This window comes from Paenibacillus sp. FSL R7-0652, assembly GCF_038595045.1.
Classification (GTDB): domain Bacteria; phylum Bacillota; class Bacilli; order Paenibacillales; family Paenibacillaceae; genus Paenibacillus.
The window spans coordinates 4,116,874-4,136,605 of the sequence record NZ_CP152001.1 but is presented as its reverse complement, the minus strand read 5'-3'; the positions used below and the strand labels follow the sequence as shown (position 1 = coordinate 4,136,605).

At 46.9% G+C, this 19,732-nt stretch carries 19 protein-coding genes and 1 riboswitch; all 19 genes read left to right on the top strand.

The genetic code is table 11. The features are described from left to right. Positions 1 to 224 precede the first annotated feature (224 nt). The 19 genes from MKY97_RS18310 to MKY97_RS18220 all read left to right on the top strand — a co-directional run bounded on the left by MKY97_RS18310 (position 225) and on the right by MKY97_RS18220 (position 19,630). A complete protein-coding gene (locus MKY97_RS18310; protein ID WP_342551750.1) occupies positions 225 to 1,550 on the top strand; it encodes a hypothetical protein in 1,326 nt (441 codons plus the stop codon). Between the two features lie 151 nt (positions 1,551 to 1,701). Next, a riboswitch (FMN riboswitch) is annotated at positions 1,702 to 1,865 on the top strand. A 321-nt stretch (positions 1,866 to 2,186) separates the two neighbouring features. After that, positions 2,187 to 3,290: a bifunctional diaminohydroxyphosphoribosylaminopyrimidine deaminase/5-amino-6-(5-phosphoribosylamino)uracil reductase RibD gene (gene ribD / locus MKY97_RS18305; RefSeq protein WP_342551749.1), complete on the top strand. Its 1,104-nt coding sequence runs from the start codon at positions 2,187 to 2,189 to the stop codon at positions 3,288 to 3,290. A gap of 88 nt (positions 3,291 to 3,378) precedes the next feature. Further along, a complete protein-coding gene (gene ribE / locus MKY97_RS18300; RefSeq protein WP_342551748.1) occupies positions 3,379 to 4,047 on the top strand; it encodes a riboflavin synthase in 669 nt (222 codons plus the stop codon). A 40-nt stretch (positions 4,048 to 4,087) separates the two neighbouring features. Then, positions 4,088 to 5,332 (top strand): bifunctional 3,4-dihydroxy-2-butanone-4-phosphate synthase/GTP cyclohydrolase II, encoded by a 1,245-nt coding sequence (locus MKY97_RS18295; protein ID WP_342551747.1) that lies wholly within the window; start codon positions 4,088 to 4,090, stop codon positions 5,330 to 5,332. 95 nt (positions 5,333 to 5,427) lie between these two features. Further along, positions 5,428 to 5,895 (top strand): 6,7-dimethyl-8-ribityllumazine synthase, encoded by a 468-nt coding sequence (ribE, locus tag MKY97_RS18290; RefSeq protein ID WP_342551746.1) that lies wholly within the window; start codon positions 5,428 to 5,430, stop codon positions 5,893 to 5,895. Between the two features lie 103 nt (positions 5,896 to 5,998). Beyond that, positions 5,999 to 6,799, top strand: a complete 801-nt coding sequence (locus MKY97_RS18285; RefSeq protein ID WP_342551745.1) for a segregation/condensation protein A — start codon at positions 5,999 to 6,001, stop codon at positions 6,797 to 6,799. Beyond that, positions 6,768 to 7,460: an SMC-Scp complex subunit ScpB gene (scpB, locus tag MKY97_RS18280; RefSeq protein WP_342551744.1), complete on the top strand. Its 693-nt coding sequence runs from the start codon at positions 6,768 to 6,770 to the stop codon at positions 7,458 to 7,460. The genes MKY97_RS18285 and scpB overlap by 32 nt, the downstream gene beginning before the upstream one ends. Positions 7,461 to 7,679: 219 nt before the next feature. Continuing rightward, positions 7,680 to 8,429 carry a DUF2953 domain-containing protein gene (locus tag MKY97_RS18275; protein ID WP_342551743.1) on the top strand — a complete coding sequence of 250 codons (750 nt, stop codon included), beginning with the start codon at positions 7,680 to 7,682 and terminating at the stop codon, positions 8,427 to 8,429. Between the two features lie 184 nt (positions 8,430 to 8,613). Continuing rightward, positions 8,614 to 9,087: a GerW family sporulation protein gene (gene ytfJ, locus MKY97_RS18270; RefSeq protein ID WP_342551742.1), complete on the top strand. Its 474-nt coding sequence runs from the start codon at positions 8,614 to 8,616 to the stop codon at positions 9,085 to 9,087. A gap of 178 nt (positions 9,088 to 9,265) precedes the next feature. Further along, complete coding sequence (locus MKY97_RS18265) at positions 9,266 to 10,411, top strand: D-alanyl-D-alanine carboxypeptidase family protein (RefSeq protein ID WP_342556380.1); 1,146 nt, start codon at positions 9,266 to 9,268, stop codon at positions 10,409 to 10,411. Positions 10,412 to 10,461: 50 nt separating this feature from the next. After that, entirely contained in the window at positions 10,462 to 11,088 is a 627-nt protein-coding gene (locus MKY97_RS18260) for a nucleoside recognition domain-containing protein (protein WP_342551741.1), read from the top strand. A 6-nt stretch (positions 11,089 to 11,094) separates the two neighbouring features. Beyond that, positions 11,095 to 11,628, top strand: coding sequence for a spore maturation protein (locus MKY97_RS18255; RefSeq protein WP_342551740.1), 534 nt, complete (start codon positions 11,095 to 11,097; stop codon positions 11,626 to 11,628). Positions 11,629 to 11,691: 63 nt separating this feature from the next. Continuing rightward, a complete protein-coding gene (locus tag MKY97_RS18250) occupies positions 11,692 to 12,510 on the top strand; it encodes a serine protease (RefSeq protein WP_342551739.1) in 819 nt (272 codons plus the stop codon). Positions 12,511 to 12,732: 222 nt separating this feature from the next. Further along, entirely contained in the window at positions 12,733 to 13,482 is a 750-nt protein-coding gene (locus MKY97_RS18245) for a pseudouridine synthase (protein WP_342551738.1), read from the top strand. Between the two features lie 363 nt (positions 13,483 to 13,845). Then, complete coding sequence (locus tag MKY97_RS18240) at positions 13,846 to 14,373, top strand: redoxin family protein (protein ID WP_342551737.1); 528 nt, start codon at positions 13,846 to 13,848, stop codon at positions 14,371 to 14,373. A gap of 14 nt (positions 14,374 to 14,387) precedes the next feature. Continuing rightward, a complete protein-coding gene (locus MKY97_RS18235) occupies positions 14,388 to 16,061 on the top strand; it encodes a cytochrome c biogenesis protein ResB (protein WP_342551736.1) in 1,674 nt (557 codons plus the stop codon). Beyond that, positions 16,058 to 17,320, top strand: coding sequence for a cytochrome c biogenesis protein CcsA (ccsA, locus tag MKY97_RS18230; RefSeq protein WP_342551735.1), 1,263 nt, complete (start codon positions 16,058 to 16,060; stop codon positions 17,318 to 17,320). The genes MKY97_RS18235 and ccsA overlap by 4 nt, the downstream gene beginning before the upstream one ends. Positions 17,321 to 17,460: 140 nt before the next feature. Further along, positions 17,461 to 18,177: a response regulator transcription factor gene (locus MKY97_RS18225; RefSeq protein WP_110894386.1), complete on the top strand. Its 717-nt coding sequence runs from the start codon at positions 17,461 to 17,463 to the stop codon at positions 18,175 to 18,177. Then, positions 18,146 to 19,630, top strand: coding sequence for an ATP-binding protein (locus MKY97_RS18220; RefSeq protein WP_342551734.1), 1,485 nt, complete (start codon positions 18,146 to 18,148; stop codon positions 19,628 to 19,630). The genes MKY97_RS18225 and MKY97_RS18220 overlap by 32 nt, the downstream gene beginning before the upstream one ends. Positions 19,631 to 19,732 lie beyond the last annotated feature (102 nt).

Sequence of the window (19,732 nt, the reverse complement as noted above, 5' to 3'; positions counted from 1 at the left end):
CTATTACGGAAGTACCAGGGGTTTTGTGCATTGTACGACTTTTTTGCATAATTGCCTTGCGATGTGTTATCAAAAATAAGCTTAAAGGAACTGGCGGGATGAGTTGAACGTAGGTTATTCTAGCTAGGAACATATTGTTGAAACCGAATACATGAGGTTTGACAGCCTACTGGATATACTGAGCTTACATGTTTTCAGAACTACTGTGAAAGGATGTTGTTACTTTGACTTTAGATGTTGTACAGCAGCTTAAATTACTTCAAAACATTTATAGTGAGAGCACGATTTGGGACAAGGAGCTGCGTGCTTCAAGACACAATGTGCCAGAGGACGTATCGACGGAACAATTACAGGCACTAGAGTCTGCTGGTCATGAGCCTAATCACTTTGTAAGACCGCAGCATGAGGAGACGATCCGAGAACTGAGAACATTGTCTGAGCGTTGGACACTTCAGGAGACTGCTCAGGCTTTTGTGGCTTCTCTATGGTCAGCGCCAATGATCTGGCGTTCACTTCTTACAGGAAAACTGATCGCAGCCAGCATACCTGATCATGAATATAGACCGTATCCTTCCAGTCATAAGTGCCAGATCTGTGGTTTGGATGTGAATGACGGAGTAGACACATCGCTTCAGTGGTACTGGCGGATGACAAACGGCACACCGCTGGATGGAGACATATTTGGACATGTACTTGCTCTAAGAGAGATGGCCGCTTCGGAAGAGCTTCCTGTACCGAATGAATATGATCGCTGGACGCTGCGCGCCGTGTTAACGGTGCTGCGCAATTTGCCGCCTAAGACCCGTTACAGCAAGGCTGCGGATGCGCTCAAAAAAGAACAACTTCTGCCTACCAAAAAGGTATATGTTTACCGCGACCTGCTTGAAACGCTGGCGCTGGTCGGCATTCTGGACACGCCAGAGCAGCCCGGCATGATTACGGCTTTCACTTCGTATGCCGAACGCGACAAGAGGCCCAATACCCGCGTTGAGGTTCAAGCTCCACTGGCATGGTGGGATTCATCTATCGGAATAAACGAGGATAATCTGTCCCGAATTTTCAGTGGCTTCGACTGCAGCGATGTATCACTTGAGGACAAACCCGAACCCAATCCTCCAGCGATTGACACCGTTGTTGGCGCGTTCGAGAGCAGACGAAGTGTGCGTGCCAAAGCGAAGGTGCCGAAAAAATCTCCCGATGCTGGTACAGGTGAAGTGCAGCCTGGAGACGTATATGCAGTAAAAGCACTTAGTGGCTCTTGGGTTACTGTATACTGTCACGAAGTGAAGGACAAACGTGCCATTGTCGAATATCTGGATGGCGTATTCACCGATATGCCGGGAAAAGAAGACCTTATTCTGACTGTTCGTCCAAGGCCGGATGAGCGCTGGCAGTGCTCGGCCATCGGCATGGACTCGACCAGTTGGGTTAGAAGAGTAGCCCGGGATATGCCAGCTCCTGCTGCTTCCCAGCCCAAACCTGAGAGTGTTCCGTTCCACGCTGCAAAGGATTTGAGGCACATGGCAAGCTGGTGTTTTCCAGACTTGTAAGTGTGCTTGTAGGGAATTATAGAAGTCCGGGTCTCGCTTGAGACGCGGATTTTGCTGTTTTATGCTTATTAAAAGTTAGTATGTGACAAAAAGAAACAAAAATAAATTGATTTTTTGGCACTAAAGTGCTAACATCCAATTAATAACGAAAGCGATCCTTCAGGGCAGGGTGTAATTCCCTACCGGCGGTGATGCATCATGTTATGGATTACAGTTCCATTACATGGCAAAGTCCGTGACCTGTCTGCCTCGGCAGATGGCTGATCTGGTGTAATTCCAGAACCGACAGTATAGTCTGGATGGGAGAAGGAGAGAGTGTATGCCTAGCAGGCTGCACTCCGCAGGAGTGATGCTGCACAGCCGTCAGCAATAGACGTGACGCTGCGCGGGGAAGGCTTGTCTCTAACAAGTTTTTCTGAACATACTATCGTCTTATAGAACTCTTTACCTGAATTTTGTATTCAACAAGGTATGTGTTTGTTTTCACTTGCCTGAAAATGCAGTTTGGGTCAAGCGGCGGTATGTTGTACACGTTTCCTCCTGTAGATGACAGTTGTCTCTCATCATCCCCACCCGGAACGGAATGTTCGGTGGGGATTTTTTAGTTCAAGATTATAACCGTGGGGTGAACAATATATGGAAATGATCAATGATGAATTTTATATGGCGTTAGCACTGGATATGGCAGAACGGTCACAAGGACAGACTGGAATTAATCCTGTCGTGGGATGTGTCGTAGTTAAGGATGGAAGAGTGGTTGGCCTGGGCAGCCATCTGAAGAGAGGCACAGGGCATGCGGAAGTGCATGCCCTTAATATGGCAGGAAGTGATGCAGAAGGCAGTACAGTATACGTAACACTTGAACCCTGCAGTCACTATGGCAAAACGCCACCCTGCAGCGAACGATTGATACACGAGAAGGTCAAACGGGTGGTGGTCTGTTGTGAAGATCCGAATCCACAGGTGTCTGGCACAGGCATCAGTATGCTTCGACAACAAGGTATCGAGGTTGAAGTGGGTGTCTTGCGCGAACGCGGCAGACGCATGAATGAAAAGTTTATCAAGTTTATTACAACAGGCCTGCCTTTTGTCACTCTCAAAACAGCATCTACGCTGGATGGCAAAATTGCTACACGCAGCGGGGACAGCAAATGGATCTCCAACGAGCCGGCACGTGAGATCGTACATGCGCTCCGCCACCGTCATCAAGGCATCATGGTGGGGGTAGATACGGTTATCGCGGATAATCCAGAGCTGACAACTCGTCTGCAGGTCGAGGGTATCAGCCCGGTAAGAATTGTTGTGGATTCCAAGCTGCGTCTGCCCGTAGGTTCCAAAATGGTCAAGGATGGACTTGCACCAACTTGGGTGCTTACGACAGATGAGGCCAGCCAGGAAGCCGCAGAGCGTCTTGAAGCTTACGGGGTAGAAGTTATTCGCTGCGGACCAGGGCCGCGTGTCGACTTGCTTCATGGACTGAGTAAGTTGGGAGAACGGGAGATTGGCTCCATTCTGCTGGAAGGCGGCGGTACATTAAACGGTGCAATGCTGGAGGCGCGGCTTGTGGATCGGCTGCTTATGTTTATCGCTCCGAAGATTGTGGGCGGATATGATACTCCTGGCAGCTTCCGTTTTGAAGGTGTAGAGCGTATGAGCCAGGCCATACAATTGCATCAGCTGGAAATCGAGCAAGTTGGAGATAATATCAGCATTGGCGGAATTCCTGTTTGGCCGGAATAATCGACTGGACGGGACAACTCGAGGATGCAGCATCATATTAATAAAGAAGACTTATTGTATACATCGTTTTGGATAGGGAGGCGGCAGTATGTTTACGGGTTTGGTGGAAGAAGTGGGTCAGATCCGGCGCATTGGCCGTAAAGGTGAAGCCCTGGTGCTGAACATCAGTGCTGCAGTCATTATGGACGATTTAAAGATTGGTGACAGTGTGGCGGTTAACGGAGTATGTCTAACGGCAACAACGCTGGAGGCTGGCGGGTTTACAGCAGATGTCATGCCCGAAACGTACCGTCATACGAATCTCAGTCAACTTCAATCCGGCAGTAAGGTGAATCTGGAACGAGCAATGCTGTCCGGGGGGCGATTCGGCGGTCATATTGTTCAGGGACATGTGGATGGGACTGGCGTAATAGGGAGCATCACACGAGATCAGAATGCGGTTGTATTTGAAATCAAACCGGATGACAGTGAGCTGTTCAAGTTTCTGATTCCGAAAGGATCTGTAACGCTGGACGGCATCAGCCTGACGGTTGTAGAGACAACGCAGCGTTCATTCACTGTTTCGATTATCCCTCATACCATTGGTGAGACCGTACTGAACATTAAAAAGACGGGAGATACCGTCAATATTGAATGTGACATTTTAGGGAAATACGTCGATCACCTGCTGCAGTATGGCAGAGGTCATGCGGAAACGAATACAAGCAAACCGCGAAGCATCAGTGAGGAATTTCTTTCGAATCACGGTTTTGCCTGACCAATGAGTGTACAAAAAACGAAAAACAGGAGGTGCGCCAATGTCAGAACAATCGGAACCATCCGTCTTGGATTCAATTGAAGAAGCCATCTACGATCTGATGAGAGGTAAACCAGTTATCGTAGTTGATGATGAGGACCGGGAGAACGAGGGCGATTTTATCGCTTTGGCGGAGAAGGCCTCACCTGAGGTGATCAATTTCATGATTACCGAAGGCCGAGGACTGGTGTGTGTACCGATTACGCAGCAGCGTGCAGACGAACTGAATCTGAAACCGATGGTGCAGCAAAATACAGATTTCCATGGGACTGCGTTCACCGTCTCGGTAGACCATATGGAGACAACGACGGGGATCTCGGCTCATGAGCGTTCAATTACGGTCAAAGGTTTGATTGATCCCAATGCCAAGAGCAGCGATTTCCGCAAGCCGGGTCACATGTTCCCGCTGATTGCCAAAGATGGAGGCGTGCTCCGCCGTGCCGGTCATACCGAAGCTGCCGTTGACCTTGCAATCATGTGCGGATCATATCCAGCAGGCGTGATCTGCGAAGTGATCAAGGAAGACGGTACGATGGCGAGACTTCCGGATCTGCAGGAGATTGCGCGTAAGCACGATCTGAAATTGATCAGCATACAGGACATGATTCGTTACCGGAATGAGAAGGAACAGCTGGTGCAGCGTGAAGTGTCCGTGCGTATGCCGACGGATTTCGGCGAATTTCAGGCGGTGGCATACACAAATGCAGTAGACAACAAAGAACATGTGGCGCTGGTGAAAGGCGAAATTGACGGTTCCAAACCCGTACTTGTACGTGTTCACTCGGAGTGTCTGACGGGAGATGTGTTCCATTCTCATCGCTGTGACTGCGGTCCACAATTTGATGCGGCTCTAAAACAGATTCATGAAGAAGGCAATGGTGTGCTGCTTTATATGAGACAGGAAGGCCGGGGAATCGGTCTGATCAACAAACTCAAAGCATACAAGCTCCAAGAGGAAGGTCTGGACACAGTGGATGCCAATCTGAAGCTTGGGTTTGCTGCCGATCTGCGGGATTACGGTATCGGCGCGCAGATTCTGAAGGATCTCGGCGTTCGGCAGATTCGTTTGTTAACGAATAATCCGCGTAAGATTAAAGGGTTGGAAGGATATGGGCTTGAAGTCGTGGAGCGTGTGTCGATTCAGATGAAGGAGAACGAGGACAACACGGCTTATCTTCATACGAAGCAGGCAAAATTGGGACACATGCTTAAGTTTGATGACATCGAGCAGAACGAACAGCAATAACGAATAAACGTAGTTTACCAATATGTAAATATTACAAAATGAACAGGGTAATTCAGTACCCATGAACCTATTATATCAACAGGGAGATGACGATAATGCCTAACTATTTTGAAGGACATTTGGTATCAGAAGGATTAAAATATGGCGTAGTTGTTGGACGTTTTAACGAATTTATTACCAGCAAACTGCTCAGCGGGGCACTGGATGCTTTCAAACGTCACGGCGTGCAGGACAATGAAGTCGATGTAGCCTGGGTGCCGGGTGCATTCGAAATTCCGCTCATCGCGCAGAAAATGGCCGAAAGCGGCAAATATGATGCGGTCATCACACTCGGAACGGTCATTCGCGGCTCCACGACGCATTATGATTATGTCTGCAACGAGATGGCGAAAGGGGTAGCAGCGATTAACCTGAAAACAGGCGTGCCTACCATCTTTGGACTCGTTACTACAGAGAACATTGAACAGGCGATTGAGCGTGCTGGAACGAAGGCAGGCAACAAAGGTTGGGATGCTGCATCAGCTGCTATCGAAATGGCGAACTTGACGAAACAGCTAAAATAGTGCTTATTTAATAGTAGTGCCCTGCTTTGCGCAGACGAAATCGGGAGACCGGGTTCGAACGGCTGGCAGGGTTTTTTATTTTTCTGGCGGGAGGATTCGTCTAGTGACGGTAGTTACATACAAACTGGAGACTTTTGAAGGGCCTTTGGATCTGCTGCTTCATCTGATTGACAAGGCTGAGATCGACATCCAGGATATTCCCATCAGCGATATTACCGATCAATATATGGCGTATCTGCATTCCATGCAGGAGCTGGAACTGGATATTACAAGTGAATTTCTGGTGATGGCAGCAACGCTGCTGTCCATCAAGAGCAAACTTTTACTGCCTAAACCACCGGTAATCGAGGACTTCGAGGATTATGGTTATATGGAAGAAGAAGATTATGATCCGCGTGCCGAACTGATAGCACGTCTTATCGAATATCGCAAATATAAAGGAATTGCGCGGCATCTCCATGAACGGGAATGGGAGAGAAGCCTTATTTTTTCCAAAGAACCCGAGGATTTGCGCCCTTATATGCCTGTAGAGGAGCAGTCGAACCCGGTGCAGGGTCTGCATACTTCTGATCTCATCGCGGCGTTTCAGAAAGCATTGCGCAAGGCTGAGAAGCGCACAACAGTTACCCGGATCAAAAGGGACGAAATCTCGGTCAAGGACCGTATACGTGAAGTTGTCGGTGCCTTGGAGCGGGTAGGACCTGGAGGGCGATTATTATTTTCCAAGCTTATGGATGATCAGATTTATCGGCATGAGATCGTAGTGACGTTTCTCGCGGTACTGGAGCTGATGAAGATGAAGCAAATTGTTTGTTATCAGGAGCGGTTGTTTGAGGATATCGTTATGGAGTGGAGAGGGGAAACAACGAATCATGGATTTTCCGAAATTGAAGTCGATTATTGAGGGCCTGCTGTTTTTGTCCGGAGAAGAAGGCCTGAGTGTCAAACAGATTGCCGAGATTGTCGACCAGCGGGTGGAACTGGTCACGGATGCCATCGAGGAGATGATCACTGATTTCTCCCGGCAGGGGCGTGGTGTACAGATTCTGAAGATAGCAGGTGTCGTGCAGCTTGGCACGCTGCCAGAACATGCATCGTATTTTGAGAAGCTTGCCTATTCTCCTGCACGCACGTCGTTATCTCAAGCGGCATTGGAGACTTTGGCGATTGTAGCTTACCGTCAGCCCATTACACGTGTGGAAATTGAGGAGATACGTGGTGTAAAATCTGAGCGCGCTATCCATACACTCGTGAACAAGGATCTCATTGTTGAAGTGGGTAGAGCGGAGGCGATCGGACGTCCAATCTTGTACGGAACGACAAAGTCATTCCTCGATTATTTCGGACTGGCCTCGATCAAGGACCTTCCGGAACCGGGGTTGTTTGAAGACTCCGAAAATTTGGAGGAAGAAACGCAGCTGTTATTCAACAAGCTGGATATACAGCAGACGAACTTTGGAGATCAAGGCGGGCAGCATGAGCTTGGATACGAAGATAATGCCGGGTCTCTAGAACAAGATCGTGCGGCAGATTCGCAGGATGATTCTTCGAATTCATCCTCCTAATTAACGTTGATTAGTAAGAACATAGAGGGACGAAGTGGATATAAATCTGCTTTGTCCCTTTATTTTTTGTATATTATTTGCAAAGTGGATTGATCAAGCATCATACCCGTCAAGTGATGTTCGGCAAAAAATGGTGAATTTCAATGCAAACGTGAATTTTTTCCAGTGAAAAATGCCATACTATGCATGAAAAGAATTGAGGGCTTGGAGGTAAGGCCTGTGTGGATCTGGCTTGGAGGAATCGGTTTGTTCATCGCACTGCTGATTGCCGCAGTCCTCATCTCAAATGTTCATGTGCATGTTCTGTTTCGCAAACATAAGAGCGATGACTATGCGAATATTCATGTTCGGCTGCTGTATGGTCTCGTGCGGATGAACTACGAGATTCCGAGCATTGTTTTCCGGAATATGAGAGAGGGCTTCCTGCTTAGAACAGAACAGTCCATGAATCATTCCAGAGGAGAAGTACTCGGGAGTCAGCAGGTGAACAAACGAAAAGTAAAAGGCTGGGCCAAGGATGTCAAAGTTATGCTTAAAGCGACGGAGGCCCTTAAAATTTGGGTCAGGCAGACACTCAAACGGGTGTATATTACGAATCTGTTCTGGTCTACGGCGGTTGGGGTGGGAGATGCTGCATATACGGCCATGCTGTCAGGCTGGTTGTGGAGCGTCAAATCAATGATTGTTGGTTTCTTGACTTATCAGATGCGCTTCAAAACAGTGCCTGATCTTGAAGTTCTTCCTGTATGGTCGGAAGAAATGGAATTCAGGACGGAACTGGATTTTAAACTTCGGATTCGCATGATGGCGATTCTGGCTGCAGGGATGAGACTTCTTACACGTGTGCTGCAGGTTGAGGGCGGGTGGCGCATGTGGTTTAAGCTTCTTCAACAGCAGCGCCGTAAACATAAGGAAAAAAAGAAACGGAAGCACATCGTGGATAAAGATTCTCATACATCCGAAACGTAGCTTGCAAATTGATTGAACAGGTTGTAAAAGAATCATTCTGTTATATCGGGTTCCCTGCATTACATAACTCCCGCAAGTTTGGGGATGATATGGTTAGATCAAAAAACCTATAAGTTGAACTAATTGTTTGCACCCATTTTTAGTTTAGCTTGTATAGTTTACATTGAAACTGGAGGGAATACAGATGTCAGATCATCCAATTCAAGGCTTAATGGAAACTGCTATGGAAAATATCAAGTCCATGGTGGATGTCAATACAATCGTTGGTGATGCTGTAGAGACACCGGATGGTACCGTTATTTTGCCAATTAGTAAAGTCGGATTCGGCTTTGCAGCAGGCGGCAGTGATTTCAACGTGAGTGATGGAAAAGGCAGCAGCACATCAAGTGCGACAGAGCATGCTCATTCCGCGAAGGTCGCTTCGCCATTTGGCGGCGGCAGCGGCGGTGGTGTATCCATTCGCCCGATCGCTTTCTTAGTCGTAGGCAAGCAGGGGGTACACATCGTGCCGCTGGATAATTCGACGCACTTGTTCGAGAAATTGATTGATTCTACGCCTTATGTACTAGATCGTATTCAGGAGATGTTCCGTCATCGTAATCATGGAACAACGGAACATGATGTTCGAGTGGAAACGGATCATACCACGTATAGTTGAGCCGCAATCTTAAATCCCTCCGGCACTGCGGTGCATGAGGGGTTTTTGCTGTTTTTACCTGTGCGGGACATACTCCAGGTTGTCCGAACATAGGATAGTACAAGATTCCAAGCGACCCGGAGGAATGTGGATGCGAAAAAAAATCATGAAGGTTATTGTAGGTGTGCTTATGCCAGTAATGCTGTTTTCTTCATTAATGGGCCCACCGTCGGTTCAAGCAGCGGTTACCGGACCATCTACTCATGCGCAAAGTGCGTCCCTCATCGATGTGACTTCAGGACGGATTTTGTACAGTAAGGATGGGGACAAGGAGCTGCGCATTGCAAGTTTGACCAAGATTATGACAGCCATCGTTGCGATTGAAGAAGGCAGGTTAGATGAGAAAGTCAAGGTGACGTCCTCCGCTTTTGCCAAAGAGGGATCTTCACTGTATCTCAAACTGGGTGAGGAAATGACGCTTGAGAATATGTTATATGGTCTTATGCTTCGTTCAGGGAACGATGCGGCTTCAGCGATCGCTGAGCATATCGGCGGATCGGAAGAAGGTTTTGTACTGCTTATGAACAGAAAGGCAGAGCAGATCGGTTTGACGCATTCCCATTTTATGAACCCTCACGGACTTGATGCAGAAGGTCATTACTCCACAGCGAATGATTTAGCGAAGTTAACAGCGTATGCACTCCATAACCCGGTGTTCAAACGCATCGTTGCAACAGAAAACAAATCAGCTCCAAATCCCAATGAAAGCTGGGAATATTCCTGGCATAACAAAAACAAAATGCTTCGTTTGTACGAGGGTGCTGACGGTGTGAAAACGGGTTACACCAAAAAAGCATTCAGATGTTTGGTTAGTTCGGCTACACGAGATGGACAGCAATTGGCGGCAGTGACGCTTAATGATGGGGATGACTGGAATGACCATGCAAGGATGCTGGATTTTGGCTTTGAACATTTTCCGCTGGTCGAGATTGCAGAGCAGGAACAGCCCGTGCAGAACATGGAACTTGTAACCGGGCGTGGTTTTAAATACCCGCTCGCCAAGGGGGAAGAGGAATCTTTAACCAAAAAGCTGATTCTGCTCGACAATCGTGCACAGGGGACTACAGCTGAGGAAGAACAGTCAACTGATCCTACATTTGGCTTGGCGGGTCGGGTCGATATGCATCTTAAAGGCGAATTTATTGGCTCCGTACCGGTGTATCGTAAAGGAAGTTACATTCCACCCGAGCCGAAAATTGAAGATGATGCACTGGGCGGCATCGGAGATTCTGTAACATGGATTTCGGCATGGAAAGCTGTGCTAAGCCGACTGTTATCACCTTGACCAAATGTAGTGCAGCTGGGGCTTGCTGTCTAAGAGGAGGGATGGTTCCAATGATTAATCTGATTTGGCTGATGATGATCTTGATCGGGTTTGCTTTTGCAGCAGTAAACGGGAAAATTGAAATCGTCACCCAAGCAGCATTCGATGGTGCGGCTACGGGTGTTACCGTATGTTTTGGTCTGATCAGTGTGCTGGTTTTCTGGATGGGCATGATGAAAATGGCCGAAGATGCTGGTCTCCTGGGACGCATTGCCAAGCTCCTTGGACCTGCTGTACGATTTCTGTTTCCCGATGTACCGAAAGACCACCCGGCTATGGGTTACATATTGTCTAACATGAGTGCCAATTTGCTGGGACTCGGGAATGCGGCTACCCCGATGGGGATTAAAGCCATGCAGCAGCTGCAGGAACTTAACCCGGACAAACAGACAGCTTCACCAGCAATGTGCACGCTGCTTGCCCTGAATACCGCCAGTATTACAATTATCCCCACCACCTTGATTGCCATCCGCTTGAATTATCAATCTGCCAACGCCACAGAAATTGTAGGCACAACATTAATGGCTACCATTATTGCTACACTTGCGGCCATTATGGCAGACCGCTGGTATCGAAACCGAGCATTACGCAGACCGCCACGGGTATCCCATAGCGGTAATCCTGGCATGAAAGGATGAGCAGTCTTGTTAACCTTCATTAACTGGATTTCCGTCTGGGCCATCCCTGTTATTATCGCGTTCGTTCCATTATATGCGTTTACCAAAAAGGTCCCGGTCTACGAATCCTTTGTTGATGGGGCCAAGGATGGCTTCTCGACGGCTGTTAGTATTATCCCCCATCTCGTAGGTATGATGGTTGCCATCAGCGTTTTTCGTGCCTCGGGAGCGCTGGATTTTGTTATCAGTCTGTTCACTCCGCTCGTTTCCTGGATGGGTGTGCCTGGAGAAGTGCTTCCTCTCGGCATATTACGTCCGCTAACCGGTACAGGCTCGCTTGCTTTTACTACCGACCTCATTAAAACGTATGGTCCTGACTCCATGATTGGCCGGATGGCATCCACCGTTCAAGGCAGCACGGATACGACTTTATATGTTTTGACTGTATATTTTGGGGCAGTAGGCATCCGTAACGGACGGTACGCGCTCAAAGTGGGATTGTTTTCGGACGTTGTTGGCTTTATTGCCGCACTTGCTATTTGCTTGATTGTTTTTGGTTAAATGAAAGCTCCTTTCCTTCCGATATACTAGATATGCTAGAATATAAACGGAGGAGAGTGAGACATGCAGAAGAGTTGGAAACGAACGCTCCGTTTTGGGTTGGCTGGTATGCTCGCCATGACGATGCTTGCAGGTTCAACAGGATTAGCAGGTGCTCAGGCCGAACAGACGATACAATTTACCGGTTATTTTGACAAACCACTGCGCGCTCAATTGGCATTGACTGCCGATTCTTTTCCGGTAGTAAATGTACGTTTGATCAAAGCCAATGAGCCGGATCTGGTTTATTATGATGTTGGAACATCTATTTTGATATCTAAAGACGAAGTACTGACCAACTATCATGTCGTTCAGGATATTGCAGAACTGCCAGACGGAGACAAAGGAACCCTGACGGTTGCGAGCCCGGGGGCCCTCCATAAATCTGTTAAAGCTAAAATCATCAAAACCGATCCGGTAACGGATATGGCCTTGCTGAAGCTGGACAAACCCATTGACGCTGAACCTGTGAAGTTCGCCGATGCGAGGGATAATCAGGTGGTCTACACGATTGGATTTCCCAAAAATACGTCCGGAGATCTTGTGATATTGGATGATGAATTCCCTTCAACTTACAACACCATAGCTAAAAGTCGGGTATTCAGCTCTCGTGATATGGATGTTCCTGGAAAATCAGACATGGGCAGCATTGTCAAAGCGATGGCGCAGGGGAATTCTGGCGGACCTGTGCTTGATCAAAATAATCGGGTAGTCGGCATGATGACCTTTGTATATGACGGACGAACGTATTTTATTACTTCAAAAACACTGCAGGCATTTATAAAAGAAGCTTCGTCACCCGCGAAAAAGCCGATTCAGGTCGCGGGCAGGGTTTCGAACTAAAAACAAATACAGCATAAGCTGGAATGAGGAAGGTTTACCTTTGCGAGGTCTGAATGAGTTCAGACATGGTGAGGGTAAACTTTTTTGTATACCCGACTGCTGAATATCAACGCTGGAGCACATAAAATCAGCGGTAAAGCCCGCCTGTTGACAAAAACATCGGATAATCCTTGTGATTTCCCGGTTGGATGGGTATCATTAGTGTGAGGTGACATGACAAACATGGAAAGATTACAAAAAATTATCGCACAGGCAGGCATTGCATCCCGCCGCAAGAGTGAGGAACTAATCCTGTCCGGCAAAGTGGAAGTTAACGGGGAGGTCGTAACTGAACTGGGTACGAAAGCGAACCCCGAAGAGGATATGATTACAGTTAATGGAAAACCGATTCGCAGTGAGAAAAAAGTGTACTTGATGCTGAACAAACCAAAAGGTGTAATTACAAGTGCATCAGACCCGGAAGGACGGAAAATTGTATCCGATTATCTGAAGGGTGTTAAAGAGCGTGTCTATCCGGTAGGGCGTTTGGATTACGACACAGAAGGGCTCCTCATTCTGACCAATGACGGTGAATTTGCACATTTGTTGACTCACCCGAAGCATCACGTACCCAAAACCTATTTGGCAACCGTTAAAGGGGTACCTCATGGTACAGAACTGGAAAAGCTGAAAAATGGAATTATGCTGGAGGACGGCATGACTGCACCAGCTGAAGTAGAGTATAAAGATGTGGATACAGCTGCCAATGAAGCTGTGATTTCCATTACGATCTATGAGGGACGAAATCGTCAGGTAAGACGTATGTTTGAGGCAATTAACCATCCGGTAACCCGGCTGAAACGCATTTCGTTTGGAGGCATTTTGCTGCAAAACCTGAAACGTGGGCTGACTCGTAACCTAAGTAAAGAGGAAGTTAACAATCTAATTACACTCGCAAAATCCGAACCCGCCAAAAAAATGAAAAAAAGGTAATGTGAGGACACATAATTTTCATAAAACCGCCGCAGTTTTGTGACGAAATTCGCTATAATTGTTCATAGGATGTTCACAGTTATCTATGACAAGAGTCTATATAGGTGGAACAATTCTTTTACACGTTAACGGAGAGGACAGAAAAAACCTGGAAAAGCGAAGCGCTCGCCTAAAAGCTTTCTGAAAGAAAGCTGCATCGAAAGCATACGCTTATCACCGGATTTTTCCCTTTGGAAAAGGGGATTCAAAAAATCTGGGGATAACAGCGATTGTAAGGTTATTCTGTCATTGGAGTGGGCTGTGTAAAATCTTTAGTTCAATTTATATAGCAAATGAAATCGTCACTTCAAAGGGGAGCAGCACATGGGAAAATCAAGAAGAACGGTGCAAATCGTTATTTTGTGCTTGATCCTGGTGTTGGGTGGATATGCGATTACAACATCGGTATCCGGCTCGAATGGCAAACCGAAAGAAGGGGGACAGGCCCCTTCTTTTGAACTGCTGGGCCTGGATGGTCAAGTTCATACGTCTGATGAGTATCAAGGGAAAGCGATGGTGATCAATTTCTGGGGCACATGGTGTGAGCCATGTGTAAAAGAGATGCCCGCACTTCAGGCGCAGGCTGACAAATGGAAGGACAAAGGTGTCCAATTTGTTGGAATTAACGTTGGAGAAGATCAAATGACTGTAGAGAATTTCATAAGGCAGGTAGGTGTAACCTTCCCAATTATGCTGGATCGAGAAAAGAACTCGGTCCGTGACTATGGAATCTCACCGATGCCAACAACGTTTTTCGTATCAGAAACGGGTAAAATCTCTACGATTCACGTCGGACAGTTGGATTTGGACACACTTGATGCTCAAATCTCGCAACTGGCGAAGCAGCCCTGACAGGAGGTCTATTCGTGTTCCAAAATACGAAATGTGAGTGCGGTCATCAGAATCCCGTAGGGACGGTATTATGTGAGGCTTGTGGTAAACCGCTGCTGGAAGCGGAAGCTCAATCCAATGAAGTGCTGGAGATGCGTTATGATGGCATGGCACGGCGTTCACAGCGCAGCAATCCAAATGTTATTGATCGCATATGGAACTTTTTTTCATCCGTAAAAATCGCTGTTTATATGATTGTTATCACGCTGGTTGGTTCCATGCTGGGCACGATTTACCCGCAGGAGAGTACATTTCTGAATATGGATCCTTCGGTTTATTACAAAGAGACTTATGGTCAGCTAGGCCATATATATTATCTCCTGGGCCTATCCCATACATATGAATCCTGGTGGTTTATTCTGCTGCTGGTGATGATTGGAGCTTCGCTTGTAATCTGCAGTCTGGATCGTGTACTGCCGCTGTACAAAGCTCTTAACAAACAGCGTATACGGAAACATCTGCAGTTTCTGACAAGGCAGCGTCTCGTATATCAAGGTTCGGTTGAAGAGGCACCGGAAGAATGGATTAAGAAAGCGGTTACGCCGTTGCGTAAAAAAGGATATCGTGTTCACACTCAGGGGGATGCACTGCTTGCCGAAAAACAGCGATTCAGCCGCTGGGGGCCATATGTGATTCATATCGGACTTATTATTTTCCTACTGGCTGTACTTGCACGAGGGCTTCCGGGTTTGAATCTGGATGAGCATGTTGCTTTTCCTGAAGGCGAAATTAAAAAGATTCCCAATACTTCGATGTATCTGAAAAATGAGAAGTTCAGTGTGGAATTCTATAGTGAAGACGAAGTGCCCGAGCAGTTCAAAAATGTAAACAAAACGGTTCCCAAATTATTTGAAACAAAGGTCGTTCTGTATGAATGTACGGCAGATTGCTCCGATCTCTCCAAAAAACCTCAGCTTACTGAGGTTGCAAGACATGATGTTCGGGTGAATCATCCCCTTAATTATCAAGGGCTGAAGGCATACCAGTTTGATTATGATCTTACGCCGACGATACGCTCTGTTACACCGGACCTAGTCAATGCGAAGACCGGGGAAGTATATGGGGCTTTGAAGATTGATATGATGGACACACAGCGCACCTTTGAAGCAGGCCCTTATAAACTGACTGTTAAAGAAAAATTCATGGACTTTGCGCTGGACGATAAAGGAGAGCCAAAATCGAAATCACCTTCGCCCAATGCACCTGCATTTCTCTTTCATATCGAAGGACCGGATCTGCCGGACAAGGGAATTCAATACTTGTATTTTGCCAAACAAATCGACAAGCAGCGTTTTCAGCAGGATGCAATTAATCGTCAGCTTGTAGGTGGAGATCTCCCTTTGCAGCTGGAAGTTGACAGTATGGACAAAGTAGACCTTATTCAATCCGTAAGCTACCTGAATATACGCGTGGACAAAGCGATGCCTTTTGTATGGATAGGCGCTGGTATTGTCATGCTGGGTCTTGTCATGGGCTTTTATTGGCATCATCGCCGCATTTGGATTCGATTTGACGATCAACGAATTACGCTCGGCGGGCATACCAACAAAAACTGGTTTGGTTTCAGACGGGAAGCTGCCGGTATTTTGAAACAGATGAATCTGGAAGTAGATGAGAAGTCGTTGGATAACGGGGGGAACCAAGCATGAATATACTTGATTTCAGCAGCGATGCATTTATCGTATCTTTTTTTCTGTATTGTGCTGCGTTTTTGCTGTATGCCGTTGCCGTCATGGGCAAGAAATGGAGCAATCGTGATCCGCTAGATCACATGAATCGTTGGGGTAAACGTGCATTTATCGCATCTACAGTTGCTTTAACTGCCCATCTGGTATTCTTTGGTACCCGATGGATAGGTGCAGGGCATATTCCGGTAAGTAATATGTACGAATTCATGTCCTTTTTATCCATGATGATTATGGTTGCATTTATCGTGGTGTATGCAATTTACCGCAAGTCTCTGCTGGGACTGTTTGCACTTCCGCTGACGATTATTATTATGGCTTATGCGGCTGTATTTCCTCAGGAAGTTCAACCATTGATTCCGGCACTGCAGTCCATCTGGCTGAAAATTCATGTTACGCTGGCTGCATTAGGCGAAGCGTTTTTCGCTGTAGGTTTTGCAGCGGGATTTATGTATCTGCTTCGAACGGTTGATTTTAGCGGCAAAGACAAGTCTTCTCGCCGTCAGCGCGGATGGGTGGAGTTCACGCTCATTACGATTGTTGTCGTTATTGCATTTATTGGAACAGTGTTTGCTTTCCGCGCAGCAGGATATGAGGCTGTATTTGCGCAGACAACAGTCACCATTGACACAAAGGGAGAGGAAAATAGTACAATAGAGAAAGTGATTTATCGCATGCCTCCTATTTTTGCTCCATATAATAGTGAAGTGGAGAGCATGAAACCGTTTCTAGGGATGAAAGAGCCTTTGCTTGAAACACCTTCCTGGATGAACGGAGTTAATGCAGGACGTAAGCTGAATACAGTGATTTGGTCTGTTATTGCGGGTCTGATTTTATACGGACTTATCCGTCTAATTGTACGCAGACCGCTTGGACAAGCGCTGCAGCCGATGATGAACGGAATAGATGCGGATGATCTCGATGAAATCAGTTATCGGGCCATTGCGATTGGTTTCCCGATTTTCACTCTGGGGGCCTTGATCTTTGCGATGATTTGGGCACAGATTGCCTGGAGCCGCTTCTGGGGATGGGACCCCAAAGAAGTGTGGGCACTGATAACATGGCTTTATTATAGTGTGTATCTGCACTTACGTTTATCCAAAGGATGGCAGGGGCAGAAATCTGCCTGGCTCGCTGTGCTTGGGTTCCTCGTAGTCATGTTTACTTTGGTTGGCGTAAATCTGATTATTGCAGGATTGCATTCCTATGCTGGAGCAGACTAGGAGAGTCCTTTAAACTTAGCGGACAAACTACGGTAAATTCATGAAGTACCCTTTTATCCAAAACAGGGTATTCAAATATTGTTCGCGAGATCGAACATAATAGAAGTGTTGAGCAGTTATTGTAAAGGGGCTGGAGTGGCATGTCAGAACATGAGAATCGTATACTGGTCGTGGATGATGAGGAAAGAATCCGCAGACTTTTGAAAATGTATCTTGAAAAAGAGGGTTATGAGATTGATGAAGCCGAAGACGGCGAAACCGCACTCCGTAAAGCAACAGCAGGAGATTACGGACTGATTTTACTGGATGTTATGCTGCCGGGTATGGATGGGGTTGAAGTGTGTACGCGGCTTCGCCAGGTGAAATCTACCCCTGTATTAATGCTGACTGCAAAAGGGGAAGAAATTAATCGCGTGCAGGGCTTCGAGGTAGGAGCGGATGATTACGTAGTGAAACCATTTAGTCCGCGTGAGGTGATTTACCGGGTGAAGGCTATTTTGCGACGTTCGTCGGCAACGGCATACCTTTCCAAGGAAAGCAACTCAAGCAACAACATTGTATTCCCGCATCTGGTCATTGAACATGATGCTCACCGGGTGACGGCAGGCGGCGAAGAGATCAGTCTGACGCCGAAAGAATACGAGCTGCTGCATTACCTTGCAACATCGCCTGACAAAGTTTTCTCCAGAGAAGAGCTGCTTAAGGATGTATGGAACTATGAATTTTTCGGTGATCTTCGTACCGTAGATACCCATGTGAAGCGTCTTCGTGAGAAGCTGAACAAAGTATCTCCTGAATCGGCAGCGATGATAACAACCGTGTGGGGTGTCGGTTATAAACTGGAAGTACCGAAATAATTTCGCGTTCTGGAGATCTCTGGTTGGAAAATTATGGATTACGATCATCTGCCTTGTAGGATGTGTACTTATAGCGCTGGGTCTTTTTCTGCTGCCCTATATTGACACCAACTTTGCTGAGTCTGAATCCAGAGATATCAAGCGGCTGTTCACATATATCTGTATAGTTGGATTCAGTCTAACAACGTTTTTTGCATTATTTTTGTTCACCAAAATTACGCAGCCTATGCAGCAATTAATTCAGGCGGCGAATGCTATTCGCAAGGGAAATTACGACACAAGGCTTTCTCTTCGTACAAATGACGAAATTGGTGAGCTCGCCAATACGTTTAATCACATGGCTGTGCAGCTCGAAGACACGATTCGAAATTTGAATCATGAAAAGGAACATCTGGCAAGTGTGCTGCGAAGCATGACGGATGCGGTGATTACGTTCGATGGTGAGGGCAAAGTAATTCTGACCAATCCGCCTGGTGAGAAAATAATGCAGGCCTGGTACGCCCTTGATTGGGCTCAGGAAGATGAAGGTCTGGATGGCTATCCTTCCGTGAATCCGTCCCGGGATGTCCCGGAGCCGCTTGTTCCCTTATTTAAACTCGTGATGGAGCAGGGAGGAGATCGGAACTCCAACGTTCATGTACAGCAAGGGGTGTGGTCTGTGCAGATGGCCCCTTTGTATGCGGATAGTGTGGTACGAGGCGCAGTTGCTGTGTTAAGAGATGTTACCGAAGAAGTGAAAATGGAAAAGATGCGCCGTGACTTTGTCGCTAATGTATCTCATGAGATTCGTACACCTTTATCAATGATGCAGGGATATAGTGAAGCCTTACTTGACGGGATGGCAGCATCACCGGAAGAGAGTGAAGAACTGATCCAAGTCATCCATGATGAATCGCTGCGGATGGGCAGGCTGGTGAAGGATTTACTTGATCTCGCTCGAATGGATGCGGGACATACCGATATGAACATGAAGGAAGTTGAACTCGGTGAGCTTCTGGAACGTATTTATCGGAAATTCATGGTGCGTTCGAAGGAGCAGGGACTTCAGCTTCACTTGGAATGCAAACAGCAGGTCATCTCCCTGCAGCAGGCAGACGAGGACAGGCTGGAGCAGGTATTTACGAATTTGCTGGATAATGCGTTCAGGCATACCCCTGCTGGTAAAAGTGTGAAGATTACGGCTGAACTTGTCACTCACCTGCGCGCGCCTTTTGCCAAAGTAAGTATAAAGGATGAAGGTGTGGGGATTCCCACATCGGACGTGCCTTTTATTTTTGAACGTTTCTATAAAGCGGACAAAGCTCGAGTGCGGGGAGAAAGCGTGGGAACAGGACTTGGCCTTGCTATCGTAAAAAACATCGTAGATGCGCATCAAGGAACGATTCATGTGAATAGTGTCCTTGGTGAAGGAACGGAGTTTATTTTGCAATTTCCCGTAGATTCTTCGAAATAGGTTGATTTTAAACAAAAAATGCGTAAAACACCCTTCTGATGGAGGGTGTTTTTTGTTGAAGTATTCCGTTTAATCTTGTTCAACGTGGAACAAGATTTTATC